The organism is Streptomyces sp. NPDC055966 (genome assembly GCF_042269865.1).
Taxonomy (GTDB): Bacteria; Actinomycetota; Actinomycetes; order Streptomycetales; family Streptomycetaceae; genus Streptomyces.
Genome location: NZ_JBHJYK010000052.1, coordinates 1 through 18,763, shown reverse-complemented (window position 1 = coordinate 18,763; position 18,763 = coordinate 1). Strand labels below are relative to the sequence as shown.

Sequence of the window (18,763 nt, the reverse complement as noted above, 5' to 3'; positions counted from 1 at the left end):
CCCGTGCTGGCCCGCTCCTGCGCCTGTACGGCGGCTCGGGCATTCCGCGTGGCAGTGGCGCCCGAGTCGCCGTCGTGGCGACGAGGACGCTTTTATGCAAACTGGTCGTCGTGCTCCGGCTGTGCCCTAGTGCTCGATTCCTCTTTCAGTGGGTATAGCTACTGGTAGCGGGGTGGTTGCGGGTACTCGGGGGCGGGTGCTGGGTCATGGTGCTGAGGGCACGGCCGGGCCGTGACGAGGGTGAGCAAGCGGTAGTCCACCGCCTGGCGTCGGCCAGAAAGGCGCCGAAAGTTCTGGTGGAGCGGTGCCGGATGGTGGAGCTGAGCTGGGCCGGCTGGCTGGTCCCGCAGATCGCCGATGAGCTGCGGTGCAGTCAGAAGACGGTGCGCTGCTGGCTGCACCGCTTCAACCGCTCGGGGCTTGAGGGTCTGGAGGATCTGGGCGGGCAGGGCCGCAGGCGAAGGATCACCGAGGCCGAACGCTCTCGGATCATTGGCCTGGTCAAGCAGATCCCGCCCGGCCGGCTTGAGGTGCAGCCGTCGAACGAGATGTGGGCCGCGGACGAGTCGGGGCCTTCGGAGTGGACCTTGGACACACTGGCTGCTGCGGCACGGGACCTGGGCATCGAGGTCAGCCGGTCCCAGGTGCGCCGGATCCTGCTGGCCGAAGGCGTGCGCTGGCGGCGCACGCGTTCATGGACGCGCTCGAGAGATGCGGAGTTCGAGGGAAAAGGACGCGGATCGTCGAGCTCTACACCAGCCCGCCCGCCGGCGCGACGGTCGTCTGCGCCGACGAGCTCGGCCCGGTGATCCCCCGCACCTTCCCGCCGGCGCCGGGCTGGTCACCGGACGGACACCGCATCAAGAACGAGATCGACTATTCCCGCGGACCGGAGAAGACCTGGGTCTACGGCGCCTTACGCGTCCGTGACGGCCAGGAGCTCACGATGACCGCCACCTCCCGCAACAGCGTCTTCTACCAGCAGTTCCTTCAGCTGGTCGAGGACGCCAACCCTGTCGGGGACATCTATGTGATCACCGACAATCTGTCCTCGCACAACAGCGTGTCCACCCGGACCTGGCTCGTGGACCATCCCCGCATCAGGCACGTGTTCATCCCGGTCGGCGCCTGCTGGCTCAACCTCCAAGAGGGATGGTGGCGCATCTTCCGCAAGACCGCCCTGGCCGGACGCTCCTTCGGCGACCGCGACCACATCACCCACGCCACCGAAGTGGCCACAGCTCAGCTCAACGCCCGTGCCCGACCCTGGATCTGGGGCAGACCCGCAGCACCCACCAGGCGCTTACGCCGCCGCTATGTGTACTTCCTTTGAGGAACGCAGCACTAGGTCCGGGCCGGTAGGACGTGGTTGCCGATCTTGTCCGTGCTCGGACAAGGCGAGCACACGCCGCGTCGTGGGTGGCGCAGGCGGCCGGGTCCGGGCGCTCGTACGGCTGGCGGCAGACGTGGCAGTCGTACGTCGGCGCGCTCGGGTTGCCCTCCGCTTGCCCTCCGTGGCGAGTAGCGATTCGGCGATGCCGTCGTCGGTGCGGCCCAGGTAGTACTTGCCCTCGGTGACGATCGCCATCAGCGGGATGAGGGCGACGGCGATGACGGCGGCGATGGGGGAAGACGACTGGAGGGTGTCGCCGAGGGCGTGGAAGTACATGGCTGGCCGCTTTGCGTAGCTTCCGACCACGACATCCGGAACTTTTGTTCGACGGGTCGGACGGCGTGTCAGGGCCTGGCGATGAGAGGGGAGGTGGCCGGGTCAGTACTCGCCGCCAATAGGTGGAGCTTCACGCATCAGCCATTGTGACGTAATGCGCGCTTTGGGAGGCTTGGTGTTTGCTGGCCTCGCGTACGCCGTGACGAAAGGCAGCCCGGTGGCAGAGACAGGCGGATTCCCCTCGAGGGGCGTGTGGCGGCGGCCCGGGCTGCGGTGGGTGGACGTGGTGGTCGGTGCCGCGCTGGTGGCTCTGCTGTACGGGCTGCTGAGGCTCGCGCCCTCGCTGAACGCGCCGTTCCTGCCGAAAACCGCGCCGTCCACAGTGTCGACCGATCCTTCGAACCTGCCGTACTACGCGGTGCGCTCGCTGGTGCGGATGTTCGCCGCGCTCGTAGTGTCGGTCGTGTTCACCTTCGTCTACGCCACCGCGGCGGCCCGGCTCAAGCGGGCGGAGAAGGTGCTGCTGCCCGTCCTGGACATCCTCCAGTCGGTGCCGGTGCTGGGCTTCCTGTCGGTGACGGTGACCGCGTTCATCAACCTCTTTCCCGGCTCCGAGCTGGGCCTTGAGTGCGCCTCAATCTTCGCGATCTTCACCGCGATGGCGTGGAACATGACCTTCGCCTTCTACTACTCGCTCATGTCCCAGCCGAGGGAGCTGGACGAGGCGGCGCGGGTGCTGAGGCTGACGAAGTGGGAGCGGTTCTGGCAGCTGGACGTGCCGGGCGGGATGATCCCGCTGGTGTGGAACGGGATGATGAGCTTCGGCGGGGCCTGGTTCTTCCTGGCCGCGTCCGAGTCCATCTCGGTGCTGAACCACACCTACGCCCTGCCCGGCATAGGGTCCTATGCCGCTGCCGCGATCGCGCAGGGCGACCTGGGCAAGGTGGGCATCGCCATCGCGGTGATGGTGGTGATGGTGATCGGGGTGAACGTGCTGTTCTGGCGGCCGATGGTCGCCTGGACGGACCGTTTCCGGGTGGAGGAGTCCGAGGCGGCCGAGCGTCCGCGCAGCCTGGTGCTGGACTTCCTGCGCCGTTCGCAGGTGCCTCACCTGATCGGGCGCCCGCTGAAGCCGGCCGGGCGGTGGCTGGACCGGGCGACGCGGCCGTTCGGCCTCGCCGAGCATCCCATCGGCGTCTCGCCGGTCCGGGAACGCACGGGTGATGTGTTCTTCGCCGGGGTGATCAGTGTGCTGGTCGTCTACGGGGCGTGGAAGGCGTTCGGCTACGTCAACTCCACGATCGGGCTCGGCGCGTTCGGGCACGCGCTCGCGCTGGGGGCGGCGACCTTCGGCCGGGTCGTCGTCCTGACGGCCGTGGCCACGGTGGTGTGGGTGCCGGTCGGGGTGTGGATCGGCATGAACCCCAAGGTGACGCGGTTCGCGCAGCCGGTGGTGCAGGTGCTGGCCAGCTTCCCGGCGAACTTCCTGTTCCCGTTCGCCACCGCGGCGTTCGTGGCGCTGGGCATCTCGCTGAACTTCGGCGCGGTCCTGCTGATGGCGCTGGGCGCGCAGTGGTACATCCTGTTCAACGTCATCGCCGGTGCCTCCGCGATCCCCTCCGACCTGCGCGAGGCGATGACCAACTACAAGGTCGGCGGCTGGCTCAAGTGGCGTTACTTCATCCTGCCGGCGATCTTCCCGTCGTACGTGACCGGCGGGATCACCGCGGCGGGCGGCGCGTGGAACGCCTCGATCGTCGCCGAGGTCGTCGACTACGGGCACCATCACCTGAGCGCGACCGGGCTCGGCGCCTACATCACCCAGGCCACCGCCACCGGTGACTTTCCGAAGATCCTCGTCGGCATCAGCGTGATGAGCCTGTACGTGGTGGCCGCCAACCGGCTGTTCTGGCGCCGCCTGTACGGCCTGTCCGAGACCCGTTTCGCCCTGTGACTCCCGACCTCCCTGTTCGCCCTCCGTTTCCGAGGCAGGACCCGTGACCAGCAGCCAGCCCCTCACCTCCGTATCCCGTCCGGCCGGCGCGGTGATCGTGGAGGCCGATTCGGTGACCAAGACGTTCACGACGCCGGACGGGCGGGCCCTGCCGGTGCTGGACGACATCAGCTTCGCCCTGGCCGAGGGCGAGATCGTCGCCCTGCTGGGCAAGTCCGGCTCCGGCAAGTCCACGCTGCTGCGCTGCGTGGCCGGGCTGATCGCCCCGTCCAGCGGCACTGTCTCCTACCGCGGCACCCCGCTGACCGGCGCCAACCCCGGGGTGGCGATGGTCTTCCAGTCCTTCGCGCTGCTGCCGTGGCTGACCGTGCAGCAGAACGTCGAACTCGGGCTCAAGGCCCAGGGCGTCGCGGAGGACGAGCGCCGCGAGCGCGCGCTGAAGGCGATCGACCTGATCGGCCTGGACGGCTTCGAGTCCGCGTACCCCAAGGAGCTGTCCGGCGGTATGCGCCAGCGGGTCGGCTTCGCGCGCGGCATCGTCGTGGAGCCGGACGCGCTGCTGATGGACGAGCCCTTCTCGGCCCTGGACGTGCTGACCGCGGAGAACCTGCGCAACGAGCTGGTCGGCCTGTGGGAGGGGAACGAGGCCCCGGTGAAGTCGATCCTGATCGTCACGCACAACATCGAGGAGGCGGTGCTGCTGGCCGACCGGATCCTGGTGCTGTCCTCCAACCCCGGCCGCATCCAGGCCGAACTCAAAGTCGATCTTCCCCGCCCCCGTGACCGCAACAGCCCCCGATTCGAGTCCATCGTCGACACCGTCTACGACATCCTCACCGGCCGCGAAGAAGCTGCCGCGGCAGCCGTCGAGGCCGCCCCCGCAGCAGCGGCAGCCGCTGCCCGGCCCGCACCGACGCCGACCAACACGCCGCTGCCGGACGTCAGCGTCGGCGGGCTCGCCGGTCTGCTGGAGATCCTCGTCGCGCGTGGCGGCAGGGACGGTCTGGCGGAGATCGCCGACGAGCTGAGCTTCGAGATCGACGACCTGCTGCCCCTGGTCGACGCCGCCGTCATGCTCGAACTCGCCCAGGTCGACGGCGCTGACATCGCCGTCACCGACGCCGGCCGCGAGTTCGTCGCCGCCGACATCCTCACCAGCAAGCAGCTCTTCGCCAGCCACGCCGCCAAGCACGCGCCCCTGGTTCGTGCCATCGTCCAGGCCCTGGCCGCCACCGACGGCAACACCCTGCGCGAGGGCTTCTTCCTCGACCTGCTCCGCCGCGGCTTCTCCGCCGAGGACGCCCGCAACCAGCTGGAGACGGCCATCGACTGGGGCCGCTACGCCGAGCTATACGACTACGATCGCGACGACGCCCGACTCACCCTCGAACCCGGCGCCCAGAAGTACCTGTAGCCGTCAGCGCCTGTCAGCGTCCGGTCCTCGTCCAGTCACGGCGCCAGGTCCGCGTGACCGGCTCGAAGGGAAAACGCAGCCGCCTCATATGCCCTATTTGGTGCGCATGTGTCTAGCGTGGGGATGTGGATCGGGTCGTACGTCTCGCGCAGCTCCTCCGTACGCCGGTGGTCGGGGGCGACGGCGAGGTGGTGGGCCGGCTCGCCGATGTCATCGTGCGACTGCGGGGACGGGACTATCCGCTGGTCACCGGGCTGGTCGCACGAGTAGGTGGACGCGAGGTCTTCCTGCCGGCCGAGCAGGTGGCCGACCTGGACGCGGAGCAGATCACGCTGGCGAGCCCACGCGTGGACCTGCGCCACTTCGAGCGGCGCGAGGGCGAGGTGCTGCTGCGGTCGGACGTACTGGGCCACCGGGTCATCGATGTGACCGATGTCGAGCTGGTCCGGGCGTACGACATCGAACTGGAGCAGCGGCTGGATCGCTGGGTCCTGACCTGCCTGGACACGCGCAGGCCACCGCATCTGTGGGGTCGCATACGGGGCCGTGCCGCCCGGCCCGACTGGCGGGACTGGAAGTCCTTCGAGCCGTTGATCGGGCACGCTCGCTCCGCCCGGGTACGGGGGCCGTTCGCCCGTCTCGGCCGGTTGAAGCCCGCGGACCTCGCCGATCTGCTGGAGGAGGCGAGCCGCACCGAGTCGCACGAGATCCTCCAGACCGTTCACGCCGATCCCGAGCTCGAGGCCGATGTGTTCGAGGAGCTGGAGCGGGACTCGCAGACGCGTCTGCTGGGCGAACGCAGCGATGCCGAGATCGCCCAGGTGCTCGCCCGGATGCGCGCCGACGACGCCGCGGACGCGCTCAACGACCTGCCGCAGAGCCGCCGCGAGCCCGTCCTGGACGCGCTTCCCGCCGGGCAGCGCACCAAGGTGCTGACGCTGATGGGCTTCAACCCCTCCAGCGCGGGCGGGCTGATGGCGCTCGACGTCCTCGCCATGCCGGGCGGCAGCACCGTCGCGGAGGGGCTTCAGGCGGCCGGTGAGGCGCGGGCCCTGCAACCCCAGGCGCTGACCAGCGTGTATCTGGCCGGTGAGGAGCAAAGGCTGCTCGGTGTGGTCACTCTGGTGGAGTTGCTGCAAGCGGATCCCGCCGCGTCGCTGGACGATGTGGCGGACCGTGATCCGGTCCGGGCTGGGCCTGACACCGATGTCGAGGACATCGCCCTGCTCATGACCGACTACAACCTGCTTACTGTCCCGGTGGTGGACGACGAGGACCGCATTCTGGGCGTCATCACGGTCGATGACGTCCTCGACGCAGTCATCCCGGAGGACTGGCGCCGCCGCGAGCCAGCCCCGCACCCAGCCCACCGCACGGAGGAAACCGGCCCCGAACCAGCCCCGCACGACATGCCGCCCGCGTCATGAACCAGGACGACCGGCCCACAGGCGGACCGGGCCGCCCCGAGCCCGACCGGCCCATCAGCGGAGAACGCCACCCCGAGCCCCCGGCCCGTCCAGGCCCGGAGCAGCCGAAGCCGCCGAGCCGCACCGAGTACCCCGCCGAACCCGCACAGCCTCACCCGGCGGAGCGCAGGCCCGCCCCGGAGCCACCGGAGCGCAAGCATCCACCCGGGCCTCCGCCCCCGGAACGTCCCGCCCCGTCCCCAGCGCGGAAACCCGCCGTCCGACCCGCGGCCCCCCAGGCCCGCCCGGCCAGGCCCAGCGCCGTACTCGATGAGGCCCACCTCGGCGAGATCCAGGGCGCCTTCGGCCGCGTCCCCCGCGAACGCGTCGAAGAACGGCCCGGGCTCAGGACCCGGTTGCTCACCCTGCTGGCCATCGTCGGCCCCGGCATCATCGTGATGGTCGGCGACAACGACGCCGGCGGTGTCGCCACGTACGCGCAGGCGGGCCAGAACTACGGCTACTCGCTCCTGTGGGTCCTGCTCCTGCTCGTCCCGGTCCTGATCGTCAACCAGGAGATGGTGGTGCGGCTGGGCGCGGTCACCGGTGTCGGCCACGCGCGCCTGATCACTGAGCGGTTCGGGCGTTTCTGGGGCTGGTTCAGCGTCGGTGACCTCTTCCTGCTGAACTTCCTCACGATCGTGACCGAGTTCATCGGCATCTCCCTGGCCGCGGAACATCTCGGTGCCTCGCGGTACGTCGTCGTCCCGGCGGCCGCCGTCGTCCTGGTCGCCGTGACCGCGAGCGGTTCCTTCCGCCGCTGGGAACGGGCCATGTTCGCGTTCATCGGTGCCAGCCTGCTGCTGATCCCCCTGACCCTCATGTCGGGGCCGCAGTGGGGTCGGGCCGCCCACGACTTCGTGGTACCGGGCATCCAGGGCGGCGCCAGCAGCGAGGCCATTTTGCTGATCATCGCGATCGTCGGCACCACCGTCGCGCCCTGGCAGCTGTTCTTCCAGCAGTCCAATGTCATCGACAAGCGCATCACCCCGCGCTTCATCGGCTACGAGCGCGCCGACACGGTGATCGGTTCCTTCGTGGTCGTCGCGGGCGCCGCCGCGTTGATCATGATCGCCGACTTCGCGGCCCGGGGCACCGCCGTCCACGGCCACTTCACCGACGCCGCCGGAGTCGCCGACGCTCTCGCCCGGCACGACTCCGTGCTGGGTGTGCTGTTCGCGATCGTCCTGCTGGACGCGAGCATCATCGGAGCGGCGGCCGTCACCCTGGCCACCAGCTACGCCTTCGGCGATGTCTTCAACCTGCGCCACTCCCTGCACCGCAGCTTCGGTGAGGCCAAGCAGTTCTACGCCTCCTACAGCCTGCTGGTCCTGGTCGCCGCCGCCATCGTCCTCATCCCGGGCGCCCCGCTCGGCCTCATCACCGAGGCCGTCCAGGTGCTGGCCGGACTGTTGCTGCCCTCCGCGAGCGTGTTCCTGCTCCTGCTGTGCAACGACACTGAAGTGCTCGGCCCCTGGGTCAACCCGCGCTGGCTGAACATGCTCGCCACCGTCACCATCGCCGTCCTGCTGATGCTCTCCGGCACGCTGATGGCGACCACACTCTTCCCGGCCGTCAACGTCACCCGGCTCACGATCTGGCTGGCGATCGCGCTGGTCACGGGCCTGCTCACTGCCGCAGTAGCCCTCCGTGCCGCCCGACGCCGCGCGCCCACCCGCCAGGTACCGGTGATGCCGCAGGCCGAGAAGCTCGCCTGGCGCATGCCGCCGCTGGCGCTCCTGCGGCCGGTGCGCTGGTCCCCGGGGACCCGTCTGGGCATGATGGCGCTGCGCGGCTATCTGATCCTCAGCGCCCTGCTCCTGCTGATCAAGGCCATTCGGCTCGGCAGCTCCTGATCCCCGGTGGCCCGGTCGGTCAGTGACGCTGCCGGGTGGCAGTGTCGACCAGGAGACGGGTGAGGTCGGCGGGCAGGTCCAGGTGGCGCTCGATCCAGGCGGCGTCCTCGCCGTGCGTGGCGAGGATCCAGGCCGTGTACAGGCGGTTCAGGCCGGGCGCGTCCTTGCCGAGCAGGTAGGGGCGTACGGCCTCCATGGGGAACCCGCCCAGTGTGCGGGCCGTGAACCACGAGTCGTCGACCGTCTCGTGCAGGCGCCGCCTGGCCTGGCGGGCGGCGTTGCGGTGAGCGTGCCACACGGCTGCCACCAGCACGAACGCGGCGGTGCCCGCGCCCATGAGAGCTCCGCTGACGATCGGCCGGTCCCGGGCCGGCGCGGTTGCCAGCGCGGTGACCTCCAGTACGACCAGCGTGAGCACCCCCAGCAGGGCGACGCCCTCGCCCGTGCGCGGGTGAGGCAGGGTCCTCATGACTCGACTCTCCCTTCCCTTTCCATCCTGGCCGGTGACCGGGACGTTGTCCTGGGGCCGCACAGCCCCTTTACCGACTGCGGGGCAGGAGGCGCCGCCCTGGTGTGTCAGGCCAGCGCCTGGGGTCGTTCCCGCTCGGCCTCCTCGTCGTCCATGTGCCAGTGCAGGTCGCTCACGCCCGGCTCCAGGGACAGCCGGGAGATGACCTGCTCCAGCGCGGCGGCGACGTCGCCGCTGATCGAGACGGTCGCGCGCAGGCTCGCGGTGTCCCCCTCGCGGCGTGCGCGCAGCCCTCTGGGAGCGAGCGCGGAAGCGGCCAGGGTCTGCAGCAGCAGGGCGCGCAGATGGGTCTCGGACGTGCGTTCGCACACCAGGTGCACGGTGGCTCGGACGGTGGCGTCGGGGTCGGTGCCCGCGGCCGGAGCCCGGTCCAGCAGGCGCCCGGCGGGCCGCAGCACCACGTGGACGGCCAGCACGACCACTGTGCCGAGGACGGCGAAGCTCAGGTGGCCGGAGGCGGCCAGCACTCCTGCGGCGGCCGAGCACCACAGGGTGGCGGCGGTGTTGAGGCCGCGCACTCCGGCGCCGTCGCGCAGGATGACCCCGCCGCCGAGGAAGCCGATGCCGGAGACGACGTAGGAGGCCACCCGGGTGGGGCTGCCCGCGTCTCCGACGGCCTCGCTGTAGAGCACGAACAGGGTGGCGCCTGTGGCGACGAGGGCGTTGGTGCGCAGGCCCGCCATCCGTGCCCGCCACTGCCGCTCGACGCCGATCAGCGCGCCGCAGCCGGTGCCGGCGGAGAGTCGGATGAGGAAGTCGAAGGTGGACAGGGAGTGCACCAGAGCACCTCTTTCACGGTCAGGGCGGTCAGGCCGGTCCCGGCTTCCGGGTCCGACGGTGTTGTCGTACCGGAAGCGGTCAGGAGCGGGGTTCGAGAAACTCCAGGCGGTTGCCGAGTTTGTCGAAGGCATAGAAGCGGTCGTGGCCCGGGAAGTTGTCGTCCCAGGTCACCTCGTGACCGTGCGACTCCAGGCGCTTGGCGAGGCCGTGCAGCGGGCGCACGAGGATGCCGGGGTGGGCCTTGGCGGCGGGGCGGAAGTCGGCCTCCACGCCGAGGTGGACCTCCAGGCCGCCGCCGCGGAACCAGCAGCCGCCGCGAGCCGCGAGGACCGGGGGCTTCTCCAGCTCGGTCATGCCCAGCACCCCGCCCCAGAAGGCGCGGCACAGCTCCTCACTGCCGACCGGGATGGCGAGCTGGACATGGTGCAGCGGGCCGAAGGCGAACTCGGTGGTGGAGTTCTCGGTGGGCATGTGCTTTCTCATTTCGTCAGTGGTGATCACGAAGGTTGTCCGGCTCGGGCGGTGCCGCGTGTGCTGCCAGGTGCAGGACGGTGGCGAGCAGGGACGGCAGGTGCGGGTTGGCGGTGCGGTAGAGCATGCGGTTGCCGCTGCGGCGTACCGTGACCAGGCCCGCCGCCCGCAGTCGGGTGAGGCTCTGGGAGACGGCGGCGTAGTGCACACCGACGCGCTCCGTCAGTTCTCCGACCGAGAGTTCCTGGAGCGCCAGGGTCTGCAGCAGCCGGACCCGGATAGGCCCGCCCAGCGTCTTCAACATCGCTACCATGGCGCCGACTTCGGCGTCCTCGAAGGGTGCGGTCGTCGTGCGGACCGGGAGGAAGACGACGTCAGGCGGCTCCTGGACAGCATGCACCGGCCGCGCTCCTTTCCTGTTCGTGCGCGGGGGTACCGGGCGCGGGTGTGTCGCACCGGTGCCAGTGCAGATCGCGAACGTGCGGCACGCGGGAGAGCTGGTCGACGAGGTGGTCCAGGGGGCCGGTGCCCGGGCCGTCCAGGGTGACCGTCACGCACAGGTACGCGGTGGCACCGTGCCGGCTGGCGTGCAGGGCCTGGAGGCGGGCACCGGGTCTGCTCAGGGCCAGCACGCACAGCGCGCGCACCTTGGCCGACACCTGGTGGTCGCAGTGGATGTGGATCGTGGCGAGAGTCGAGACCGGGGTGGTGGGCGGTCCGCTGTTCTTCGCATGCGTACGGGGCAGGAATCGCATGGGTACCTCTTGGGTCACTTCTGGTCGGGAAGTGGTGGAAAAGGAAGGGTGCGGTCAGGTGGTATTCCGGAAGCGGGTTTCGAGTGTGAGTCGCGGGTTCAAGGCGTAGCCGGCCTGGCGCACAGTGCGGATCAGGGCCCGGTGTTCGGGCCCGAGCTTGCGGCGCAGGCGGGAGATGTGGACGTCGACGCTGCGCAGGTCGCCCGTGGGCGCCTGCTGCCAGACCAATTCCATCAGCTGACGGCGGGTGTAGACGCGGTCCGGGTGGGCAGCCAGGTGGGCGATCAGCTCGAACTCCATCCACGTGAGGCCGAGTTGATGCCCTTCGACTTCGGCTCGGCGGGTGGCACAGTCGACGACGAGCCCGGCCACCCGGTAAACCGGTGCCCGAGCCTCCGGCGCTGCAGGCGTGTCTGGCGACCGCGGCGGGAACCAGTGCCGGCGGCGTCCCCATGGTGCAGCGGTCTCTTTGCGGTCGTCGTGGGCGCAGCGGGCCATGCGGTAGCTCAAGCCCATGTCGGTTCCCTGTCGGATCAGTGTGGTGCCGAAGTGCGTGGTCGAGGCAGCGGGCCGCCGATGCGGAACGACCTCCGCAGGCCGGTGCGAGTCCGCGGGCAGCGGGCTCCAGCCGTACAGGCGGGACGGATCGAGTGACGGGCGCCAGGATGTTCCCAGGGCAGGGAAGGGCATGCGAACTCTCCTTCCAGCAGCGGCGTGCGGGTTGCTAGTGGCAGGTGGCTTCGAGGTGGCGTCGGCCGTCGGAGCCGGTGACCGTGTGCCCGTGGGCATGCGGCCCGACGTGCTGGGCGTGCGCCAACGGCGTACGAGTGGCTGCCGGGCGGGGCAGCGCGCGGATGACGGTGCGGTCCGTGGGGCTGTCGGCGAGCTGGCGCAGGATGTGGGCGAACCAGGCGCGCACGGCGTCACGCTTGTGGGCCGGGGTGTGGCCGAGAAGCGGGATGGGGATCACGGTCAGGGCAGGCATGGGTAACTCACCTCCGGGAAGGGCGCGTTGCGGCGACGAGGAGTGAGGGAAGGTGCGAGGCGTTCGACGGCCGGCAGGGGCAGGCCGGCGAACCGGGCCAGCCAGCGGGGGTCGCGGCCCTGCCGGGCCAGCAGATGGACGAGGTGGACGCGCGGGTCGTAGACGGTGTGCCGGGATGCGAGTCCCGGGCAGGCGGCCGGGTCGTCCAGCAGGTAGGTGCGTTCCCGGCCGTCGGACAGAGGCAGCGGCAGTGACGGGGAGGCGCACCCCGCCGGAGCGAGGCGGCGGACGGCCGAGGCGGTCAGGTGGGTCAGGTGGCGCAGGACGTGCATGGCCGGTCCTCCCTTCCGAGGGGGAGTGGGTAGCCGTGCCGGGGCGGCGGCGCGGGTTCGGCCGCCGCCCCGGGAGGGTCAGTTGCCGAGTGCGACCTGGACGATCTTGATGACGACCAGGATCATCGCGATGAGCAGGTAGGTTCGCAGGGCGCCCATGCCGATCTTGCGGGCGGTGGACATGGCCGGCCGGGTCAGGGTCTCCAGCGGCGGCATCCGCCACTCGTCCTTGCCGGTCCGGTCGATCGGGTCCTCCTTGGTGCCCGTGCGCCGGCGGGTGAAGGCGTAGCCCGCGGCCAGCACCCCGACGACACCGCAGGCGGCCATGATGTCGAGGATCGCCCCGGAGGAGATGTCCGGGAACAGGACGGAGGCGGTCAGGACGATCGACAGGGCGACCAGGACCCCGACCACGGCCGAGGTGAACGCGTTGGTCTTCGGGCCGTTCACCCACGGGCCGAGCACGGCCTTGTCGTTGCAGAGCAGCAGCAGGAACACGCTTGCGGAGGGCAGCAGGACACCGGCCAGGGTCTGCACGCCCTCGGTCAGCAGGCCCAGCGGCGAGCCAGGGATCAGCACGATGGCGGCAGCGGCGGCGACCAGACCGGCGTAGACGGCGTAGAAACCCTTGGCTCCCTTCACTCCACGGTGAAGCGAGTGCTTGATGCCGAAGACGTCACCGATGGCGTAGGCGGTGGACAGGGAGACGGCGAAGGCGCCGATGATCGAGGCGTCCAGCAGCGCGATGGCGAACAGCACGCCGGCGAGCTTGCCGGCCTTGTGCTCCAGGCCGGTCGCGATGCCGCCGGCGTCGGTGAACTGGCCGAAGCCGTGCGTGCCCGCGAAGGTCGCGGCGGTGAAGCCCATCATCGCCGCCGCGCCGATCACCACCACCGCGATACCGATCCACAGGTCGGCCTTCTCGTACTTCATGAACCGCGGGGTGATCCGCTTGTCGATGACGTACGACTGCTGGAAGAACAGCTGCCAGGGGGCGACCGTGGTGCCGACAATGCCGATGATCAGCAGCATGACGGTGGAGAGCTGGCCGGTGCCGCCGGGCATGTTCGGCACCACGAAGTCCCGGGCCATCTGCGAGGCGTGCGGGTGGACCATGAGGTAGATCGGCACCAGCAGCAGCGAGGCCGCGCACAGGGCGATGGCGACCCGCTCGAACCGCTGGAAGGAGCCGGTGAACGCCGACGCGATGATGATCCCCGCGGCGAGGACCACGGAGACGGCCTTGGGCAGGCCCAGGTACCCGGAGGCCAGGGTGATGCCGATGAACTCGGTCACCAGGGTGAGCGCGTTGAGCAGGAACAGGTCGATCACGCTGAACGCGCCCCAGAACTTCCCGAACCGCTCCAGGATCAGGCGGGCGTGGCCGACGCCGGTGACGGCGCCCAGGCGCAGCACCATCTCCTGGTTGACGTACAGCACGGGAACGAGGAGCAGCAGCGTCCACAGCAGGTGGGTGCCGTAGTTCTGGCCGGCCTGGCCGTAGGTGGCGAAGGCGCCGGCGTCGTTGTCGCCGACCATGACGATCAGGCCGGGGCCGACTATCGCCAGGAGCGTCTTGAGCTTGGCGGACAGACCGGTGCGGGGTGCGGTGTCGTCGAGCCTGATGGTGCCGAGGGCGCCACGGATGTCGCCGACGTGCGCGTCGTCCAGGACCGCGGCGCGCGGGGCCTCGGACACGTTGGTCACGGTGGTCATGACATACCTCCCGAATCTCCCCAGAAGGGGGAGGTAGGGGGCACACGAAAGCCGTCCCCCCTGCGCGAGAGCGCAGGACGGCGGCCCGTCACGGCGCAGGGCCGTACGGGGCGCAGGACGCGGATGGGAATCCGCGCAGGGGAGAGGGTTACCGCGTGCCGGAAGAATGCGAGGACAAGCGGATCAGGGGCCGACTATGGCCCGGACTACTGCTACTGCAGTCCATGTCTCTCGCCTCCTTCCGGCCGGGGACGCGACCTGTGCGCGTCAGCAACGACTCGGCAAGGAGCAACCCAGCCCGAACGGCCGGTCACCCCAACTCGTCAGAGCTTTGGCACTCCACGGCGTAATCCCCCTGCGGGGGAAGCCACTTGGGGTCACCCCTTAGGTCGGGGAGACCTGTCCTGACCCTGGGCGTCTCTCGACGTCGTGGGGTCAGTGGCCTGTGTCCGTGAAGACGCCTCACCGAACGAGGTGCCCTTTTCAAACCTCCCTGAGTGTAGCCCCGTACTTGCACATGAACGCAAGTTCTTGGCGGAGTCTTGACCGGGGCTGGCCGCGCCTGTAATGGCGGTCACATGCCTCACGGGCCGCGCGCCGGCTCTGGACCGGTGATCGATACGGTGAGCCACCTGTGGGTCTACCTGCGCCCACTCCCGGACGCTTTCACGAAAGGCGCGACGCATGCCCGAGCACAGCACTCCCGCCGAGGTGGTCTCCGTCCCGGTGGGCCGGGTGATGGGTGGTCGGTCGGAGGTACGGGACGACGACTGGGGCAAGGAGACGGCGGTCATCCGCCTCGACGCCACCCGCTTCACCCCCGACGCGGTGGCCGGCCTGGACGCCTTCTCCCACCTGGAGGTCGTCTACCACTTCGACCGGATCCCGGTGGAGAAGATCGAAACCGGAGCCCGCCATCCCCGCGGCAACACCGACTGGCCCCGGGTCGGCATCTTCGCCCAGCGCGGCAAGAACCGCCCCAACCGGCTCGGTGTCTCCCGCTGCCGCCTGTTCAAGGTCGACGGACTCGATCTGCACGTCCAGGGCCTGGACGCGGTGGACGGCACTCCCATTCTCGACATCAAGCCCTACATGGCCGAGTTCGGCCCCCAGGGCCCGGTCGCCCAGCCGGAATGGGCCACCGCGCTCATGCGCGGGTACTACTGACCTGCCGGTTCCCTGCCGATGGGCTGGAGGAATTCGAGACGGTTGCCGACGGGATCCTGGCTGTGGAAACGGCGGTGGCTGGGGAGGGTGGTGTCGTCCCAGATCACCAGGGCGCCGAAGGCTTCGAGGCGGGCGGCGAGCGATTCGATGGCCTCGACACGCAGGCCGGGGTGCGCCTTTGCGGAGGCCCGGTAGGGGGTTTCGATGCCCAGGTGGAGCTGGACGTGCTGGTCGTCGTCGCTGAACCAGCAGCCTCCGCGGGCGGCGAGGCGGCCCGGCCTCGGAACTTCGACGAGGCCGAGCGCGTCGACGTAGAAGGCGCGCAGCAACTCCTCGCTGCCCGGCGGGGCGGCCAGCTGGATGTGGTCGATTGCGGTGATCATGCGGGACCTCCGGTCGGTGGTGTCGCTGATGTCGGTGATGTCAGTGGCGGGTCTGCCAGGTTGCTTCGAGGTGCCGGGCGACGCCTGGGTCTGACACCAAGTTCCAGTGGGCGTGCGGGCGTTGCCGGGTGGTGAAGGTCGTCGCCCGGCGGGCCATCGGGACGTCGAGCACGTGGAGCACGGGCTGCTCCAGGGAGCCGTCGGCGATGCGACGGACGATGCCGATGAGGCGAGCATGCACGGACCGCCAGGCGCCCTGTGAGCGGGCGCGGGGGCGGTGCAGGGGGTGGTGGGCGAATACGGACATAAGCGGTTGCCTCCGATGGGGTGTGCTCTCGGCGCGCTCTGTCGGTCGGCCGTCGGGCACGCATGGGCTGGCGGGCCCGGTGCGCCGGCCCAGGGGCATGGGTGGTGCAGAGGGCCTGTGCGTCAGGGCTGCGCTGCGAGGTCGGTGATGCGCTGCGCGGCGGTCAGTGGCAGACCGGTGAACTCGGCGAGCCAGGCGGCGCGGTGACCCTGCCGGGCGAGGATGTGGGCCAGGTGGACGCGCGCCTCGTAGGTCCCGCACCGCTTGCCGGCACAGGCGAGGAGGTCGAGCAGATACGTGCGCTCGACTCCGTCGTCCAGGGTCAGCCGGACGCCTGAGCAGACGTGATCGGACGGGTGAGGCGCGGGAGCGAGGTGGTCGGGGAGGCGCATGGCGGTGTCCTCCTTCTTTAGGGGAGGGGTTGGGTGGCGGGCGCCATGGCACCCGCTACGGAGGCTGACGCGCCGGTCACGCCGGTGGCGGTCGGTGCAGCCCGCCGTGGCTGCGGACGGGCCATTGGCGGATCGGCGTGCTGGCGATCGGGCTCGGCGGCAGGAACGCCACCGTGACAAGGGCGTGCCCGTAACTGGCGTGGTCCGCGGAATGATTGACGTGGGGGGTGCCCAGATGCGGGACACGGTCTCCTGCGGTGACCTGGGTATCCGCTTGTCAGGCGGCAGCGCGGAGTCGGTCAGGCACGCGGAAGAGAGTCCGGACGAGGAGCCGGACTATGACCGGGACTGCAACTGCTGTCCATGCCCGCCCCCTTTCGATCCGGCGCGGGGCGAGACCCGCGCGGTTCACTGGCCGGTAGCCCGGGCGGCGTCGCTGCATACCTCTACGGCACGAGCCGCCTCCAGGCTGGCTACGCCATATTTGCACATCAACGCAACAAGGAGCAATGCTGCCTTCGTCAGTCCGGCTGTGACCGTCGACTTTCGGCCTGCCTTCGCAGGTGACCAGGTAGGCCACGGGACTATGTATCAGGGCAGCGCGCAAAACCTGGATGCCGATGTGCGGACTACTGGCCCAGCGCCGACCGGCGTACGCCCAGTGCGCGGCGCGCCACCGCGGGCCGCTCCTCCGCTGCTGCGGCCGGCTCCTCGTGTGCGCCGCCCTCGGCCCCTGCGGCGCCTCCTTCCGCCTGGGCCACGCGCTGCGCCTCCGCCAGCAGTCCGCGCACGCCCGCCGCACGGTAGTAGATCCGCGTACCCTCCCGCCGCGTGGTCACCAGCCCGACCGTACGAAGCCTGGCCAGGTGCTGCGACGTCGCGGCGACGTGGGCGCCCAGCAGCCGGGCCAGCTCGCTCACCGGCAGCTCACGGCCGCTCAGCACCCACAGCAGACGGAAGCGGGAGGGGTCGGCCACGGCCTTCAGCACCGCCACCGTTCGCTCCGCGTCCCACGCCTCTTCTTGCGTATCCACGCAATTAGCCTACCGGCGGTACGTAGGTCCCGCCCGGGCCTGTCACGAGGATCTCGACAAGGCCCTGGAACGGTGTTGCTGGTTCCGGCGTTGTCAGCCTGGCAGGGATCAGCGTCCCCGCGACGGTGGTGGCTGCGGGACATCGACGGCCGTCGCCCCGCTGGGCTGGCGTTCAGGATCCGCTCGGCGCGCTCGGGGACGGCACTCGGGCTACTGGGCGTCGACCACGTCCAGGGCTCGGCTGGGGGTTCTCCGCGTCATCACCGCCGCAGGTGCCGACCGCCCCGCGTCCGGCCCCGAGGCGCAGACGGTCCTGCGTGTCGCCGCCCGAGCCTGCCCGCGAGCCGTCGAGCAGGCCGGCTTACACGCCCACGCCACCGACGAGGCGGTCCTGGTGGTCGCCCCGAGCGAGGCGGGGGGCCATGGTCCGGGCCCAGCCGTTCGAGGTGAGCCGCGGCTACGCGGCCGCCGCGGGACGGGCGCAGAGACGGATTGCGAGGCTCACGGCGGCGGCGCGGACCTGCTGGTCATCAAAGGCGCGTCGGAAGCCGTCCTGCCCTGCTGCCCCGATGTCGACCCGGCGGCCGTCGACGCGACACACGCCCTCGCTGTCGAGGGCCTGCGACTGTTTGCAGTGGCCCAGCGCCGCCTCGCGGCGGAGGAGGCCGCAGCGGGCCTGGACAAGCCCCATGAACTGCTGGAACTCATCGGATTCGCGTCCTTGGCCGACACCCCCCGCGCCAGCTCCGCCCCGTTGGTCGACGGGCTCGGTGAGGCAGACGTACGGCCGGTGATGCTGACCGGCGACCATCCCGGGACCGCCCGCGCCGTAGCCGTTATCCTCGGCTGGTCACCGGATGTCACAGTGGCCACGAGCGACGAACTGGCCGCACTGGACCGGGCGGGGCGGGCACGCCCGCTCAAGGACTGCGGCGTCGTGGCACGCGTGGCGCCCGAGCAGAAGCTCCAGATCGTAGAGGCCCTGCGGGAGGCCGGACGCGTGGTGGCCATGGACGGCGACGGCGCCAACGACGCTGCCGCCATCCGCGCCGCCGACGTCGGAGTCGGCATCGCGGCACGCGGATCGGCAGCCGCACGCAACGCCGCCGACCTCGTGATTACCCAATGACGATCTGTCGGTCCTCATCGATGCCATCGGCGAGGGCCGCGCCCTGTGGCGCAGCGTGGCCGACGCGATCAGCATCCTGCTCGGCGGGAACGCCGGTGAGGTCGGCTTCTCCGTCCTGGGCACCCTGCTGTCCGGTACGTCGCCGCTGTCGACATGTCAGCTGCTGCTGATCAACCTGCTCACCGACATGTTCCCGGCGATGGCGGTCGCGGTTACCCCGCCCTCCCCGGAACCCGCCGACGAGCCGACCACGGCCGACGGCCAACCCGTCGGCTACGCCGTCCTCGGCCGACCACTGAACTGGCAGATCCGGCACCGCGGACTGGTCCCCGGGATCGGCGGGCCATCGCCTGGCTGATCGGCACCCTCACGCCAGGTACGGCACGACGTACCAGCGCCATGGGCCTGTGCGGCGTGGTTCGGC

At 70.3% G+C, this 18,763-nt stretch carries 22 protein-coding genes, 1 pseudogene and 1 riboswitch; of the genes and pseudogenes, 9 read left to right on the top strand and 14 right to left on the bottom strand.

The genetic code is table 11. The features are described from left to right. Positions 1 to 206: 206 nt before the first annotated feature. On the top strand, positions 207 to 809 hold the full coding sequence (locus ACFC8N_RS47770; protein WP_356040734.1) for a helix-turn-helix domain-containing protein: 603 nt from the start codon (positions 207 to 209) through the stop codon (positions 807 to 809). Then, on the top strand, positions 806 to 1,333 hold the full coding sequence (locus ACFC8N_RS47765; RefSeq protein ID WP_356040737.1) for a transposase: 528 nt from the start codon (positions 806 to 808) through the stop codon (positions 1,331 to 1,333). Before ACFC8N_RS47770 ends, ACFC8N_RS47765 begins: the two co-directional genes overlap by 4 nt. 11 nt (positions 1,334 to 1,344) lie before the next feature. On the opposite strand, the pseudogene ACFC8N_RS47760 reads toward ACFC8N_RS47765, so the two are convergent. Next, positions 1,345 to 1,672, bottom strand: a pseudogene (locus ACFC8N_RS47760) (allantoin permease); the annotation flags it as partial. 214 nt (positions 1,673 to 1,886) lie between these two features. On the opposite strand from ACFC8N_RS47760, the gene ACFC8N_RS47755 reads away from it, so the two are divergent. The 4 genes from ACFC8N_RS47755 (at position 1,887) to ACFC8N_RS47740 (ending at position 8,359) form a co-directional block, all read left to right on the top strand. After that, on the top strand, positions 1,887 to 3,623 hold the full coding sequence (locus ACFC8N_RS47755; RefSeq protein WP_376295971.1) for an ABC transporter permease: 1,737 nt from the start codon (positions 1,887 to 1,889) through the stop codon (positions 3,621 to 3,623). Between the two features lie 43 nt (positions 3,624 to 3,666). After that, the gene (locus tag ACFC8N_RS47750; RefSeq protein ID WP_376295970.1) at positions 3,667 to 5,037 is read left to right on the top strand and encodes a nitrate/sulfonate/bicarbonate ABC transporter ATP-binding protein; all 1,371 of its coding nucleotides are present in this window, start codon (positions 3,667 to 3,669) and stop codon (positions 5,035 to 5,037) included. A 125-nt stretch (positions 5,038 to 5,162) separates the two neighbouring features. Continuing rightward, positions 5,163 to 6,464 (top strand): magnesium transporter MgtE N-terminal domain-containing protein, encoded by a 1,302-nt coding sequence (locus ACFC8N_RS47745; RefSeq protein ID WP_376295969.1) that lies wholly within the window; start codon positions 5,163 to 5,165, stop codon positions 6,462 to 6,464. Further along, entirely contained in the window at positions 6,461 to 8,359 is a 1,899-nt protein-coding gene (locus ACFC8N_RS47740) for a divalent metal cation transporter (RefSeq protein ID WP_376295968.1), read from the top strand. Before ACFC8N_RS47745 ends, ACFC8N_RS47740 begins: the two co-directional genes overlap by 4 nt. A gap of 19 nt (positions 8,360 to 8,378) precedes the next feature. On the opposite strand, the gene ACFC8N_RS47735 is transcribed toward ACFC8N_RS47740, so the two are convergent. From ACFC8N_RS47735 to ACFC8N_RS47695, 9 genes are all read right to left on the bottom strand, one after another. Continuing rightward, entirely contained in the window at positions 8,379 to 8,828 is a 450-nt protein-coding gene (locus ACFC8N_RS47735) for a hypothetical protein (RefSeq protein WP_376295967.1), read from the bottom strand. 107 nt (positions 8,829 to 8,935) lie between these two features. Continuing rightward, positions 8,936 to 9,667 (bottom strand): MgtC/SapB family protein, encoded by a 732-nt coding sequence (locus tag ACFC8N_RS47730; protein ID WP_356038540.1) that lies wholly within the window; start codon positions 9,665 to 9,667, stop codon positions 8,936 to 8,938. A 79-nt stretch (positions 9,668 to 9,746) separates the two neighbouring features. Further along, positions 9,747 to 10,139, bottom strand: coding sequence for a glyoxalase (locus ACFC8N_RS47725; protein ID WP_356038537.1), 393 nt, complete (start codon positions 10,137 to 10,139; stop codon positions 9,747 to 9,749). A gap of 16 nt (positions 10,140 to 10,155) precedes the next feature. Next, positions 10,156 to 10,539: an ArsR/SmtB family transcription factor gene (locus ACFC8N_RS47720; protein ID WP_376295966.1), complete on the bottom strand. Its 384-nt coding sequence runs from the start codon at positions 10,537 to 10,539 to the stop codon at positions 10,156 to 10,158. Continuing rightward, positions 10,514 to 10,894 (bottom strand): hypothetical protein, encoded by a 381-nt coding sequence (locus ACFC8N_RS47715; RefSeq protein WP_376295965.1) that lies wholly within the window; start codon positions 10,892 to 10,894, stop codon positions 10,514 to 10,516. The genes ACFC8N_RS47720 and ACFC8N_RS47715 overlap by 26 nt, the downstream gene beginning before the upstream one ends. Before the next feature lie 54 nt (positions 10,895 to 10,948). Beyond that, positions 10,949 to 11,584: a winged helix-turn-helix domain-containing protein gene (locus ACFC8N_RS47710; RefSeq protein WP_376295964.1), complete on the bottom strand. Its 636-nt coding sequence runs from the start codon at positions 11,582 to 11,584 to the stop codon at positions 10,949 to 10,951. 34 nt (positions 11,585 to 11,618) lie between these two features. Beyond that, a complete protein-coding gene (locus ACFC8N_RS47705) occupies positions 11,619 to 11,879 on the bottom strand; it encodes a hypothetical protein (protein ID WP_376295963.1) in 261 nt (86 codons plus the stop codon). Then, positions 11,867 to 12,211 carry a hypothetical protein gene (locus tag ACFC8N_RS47700; RefSeq protein ID WP_376295962.1) on the bottom strand — a complete coding sequence of 115 codons (345 nt, stop codon included), beginning with the start codon at positions 12,209 to 12,211 and terminating at the stop codon, positions 11,867 to 11,869. Before ACFC8N_RS47700 ends, ACFC8N_RS47705 begins: the two co-directional genes overlap by 13 nt. 78 nt (positions 12,212 to 12,289) lie before the next feature. Further along, positions 12,290 to 13,927, bottom strand: a complete 1,638-nt coding sequence (locus tag ACFC8N_RS47695; protein ID WP_376295961.1) for an NRAMP family divalent metal transporter — start codon at positions 13,925 to 13,927, stop codon at positions 12,290 to 12,292. Positions 13,928 to 14,234: 307 nt separating this feature from the next. Beyond that, positions 14,235 to 14,408: riboswitch (M-box (ykoK) riboswitch) on the bottom strand. Between the two features lie 203 nt (positions 14,409 to 14,611). On the opposite strand from ACFC8N_RS47695, the gene ACFC8N_RS47690 reads away from it, so the two are divergent. After that, complete coding sequence (locus ACFC8N_RS47690; protein WP_376295960.1) at positions 14,612 to 15,094, top strand: SAM-dependent methyltransferase; 483 nt, start codon at positions 14,612 to 14,614, stop codon at positions 15,092 to 15,094. On the opposite strand, the gene ACFC8N_RS47685 is transcribed toward ACFC8N_RS47690, so the two are convergent. The 4 genes from ACFC8N_RS47685 to ACFC8N_RS47670 all read right to left on the bottom strand — a co-directional run bounded on the left by ACFC8N_RS47685 (position 15,088) and on the right by ACFC8N_RS47670 (position 17,210). Further along, the gene (locus tag ACFC8N_RS47685) at positions 15,088 to 15,477 is read right to left on the bottom strand and encodes a VOC family protein (protein WP_376295959.1); all 390 of its coding nucleotides are present in this window, start codon (positions 15,475 to 15,477) and stop codon (positions 15,088 to 15,090) included. The two genes, ACFC8N_RS47690 and ACFC8N_RS47685, sit on opposite strands and share 7 nt — an antisense overlap. A 40-nt stretch (positions 15,478 to 15,517) precedes the next feature. After that, entirely contained in the window at positions 15,518 to 15,784 is a 267-nt protein-coding gene (locus ACFC8N_RS47680; protein WP_376295958.1) for a hypothetical protein, read from the bottom strand. 122 nt (positions 15,785 to 15,906) lie between these two features. Then, entirely contained in the window at positions 15,907 to 16,176 is a 270-nt protein-coding gene (locus tag ACFC8N_RS47675) for a hypothetical protein (RefSeq protein ID WP_356038513.1), read from the bottom strand. Between the two features lie 629 nt (positions 16,177 to 16,805). Beyond that, a complete protein-coding gene (locus tag ACFC8N_RS47670; RefSeq protein WP_376295957.1) occupies positions 16,806 to 17,210 on the bottom strand; it encodes an ArsR/SmtB family transcription factor in 405 nt (134 codons plus the stop codon). A 634-nt stretch (positions 17,211 to 17,844) separates the two neighbouring features. Between ACFC8N_RS47670 and ACFC8N_RS47665 the strand changes: the two genes are divergently transcribed. Both ACFC8N_RS47665 and ACFC8N_RS47660 read left to right on the top strand, forming a co-directional pair. Beyond that, positions 17,845 to 18,339, top strand: coding sequence for an HAD-IC family P-type ATPase (locus tag ACFC8N_RS47665; RefSeq protein WP_376295956.1), 495 nt, complete (start codon positions 17,845 to 17,847; stop codon positions 18,337 to 18,339). A 55-nt stretch (positions 18,340 to 18,394) separates the two neighbouring features. Beyond that, the gene (locus ACFC8N_RS47660) at positions 18,395 to 18,697 is read left to right on the top strand and encodes a cation transporting ATPase C-terminal domain-containing protein (RefSeq protein ID WP_376295955.1); all 303 of its coding nucleotides are present in this window, start codon (positions 18,395 to 18,397) and stop codon (positions 18,695 to 18,697) included. Positions 18,698 to 18,763 lie beyond the last annotated feature (66 nt).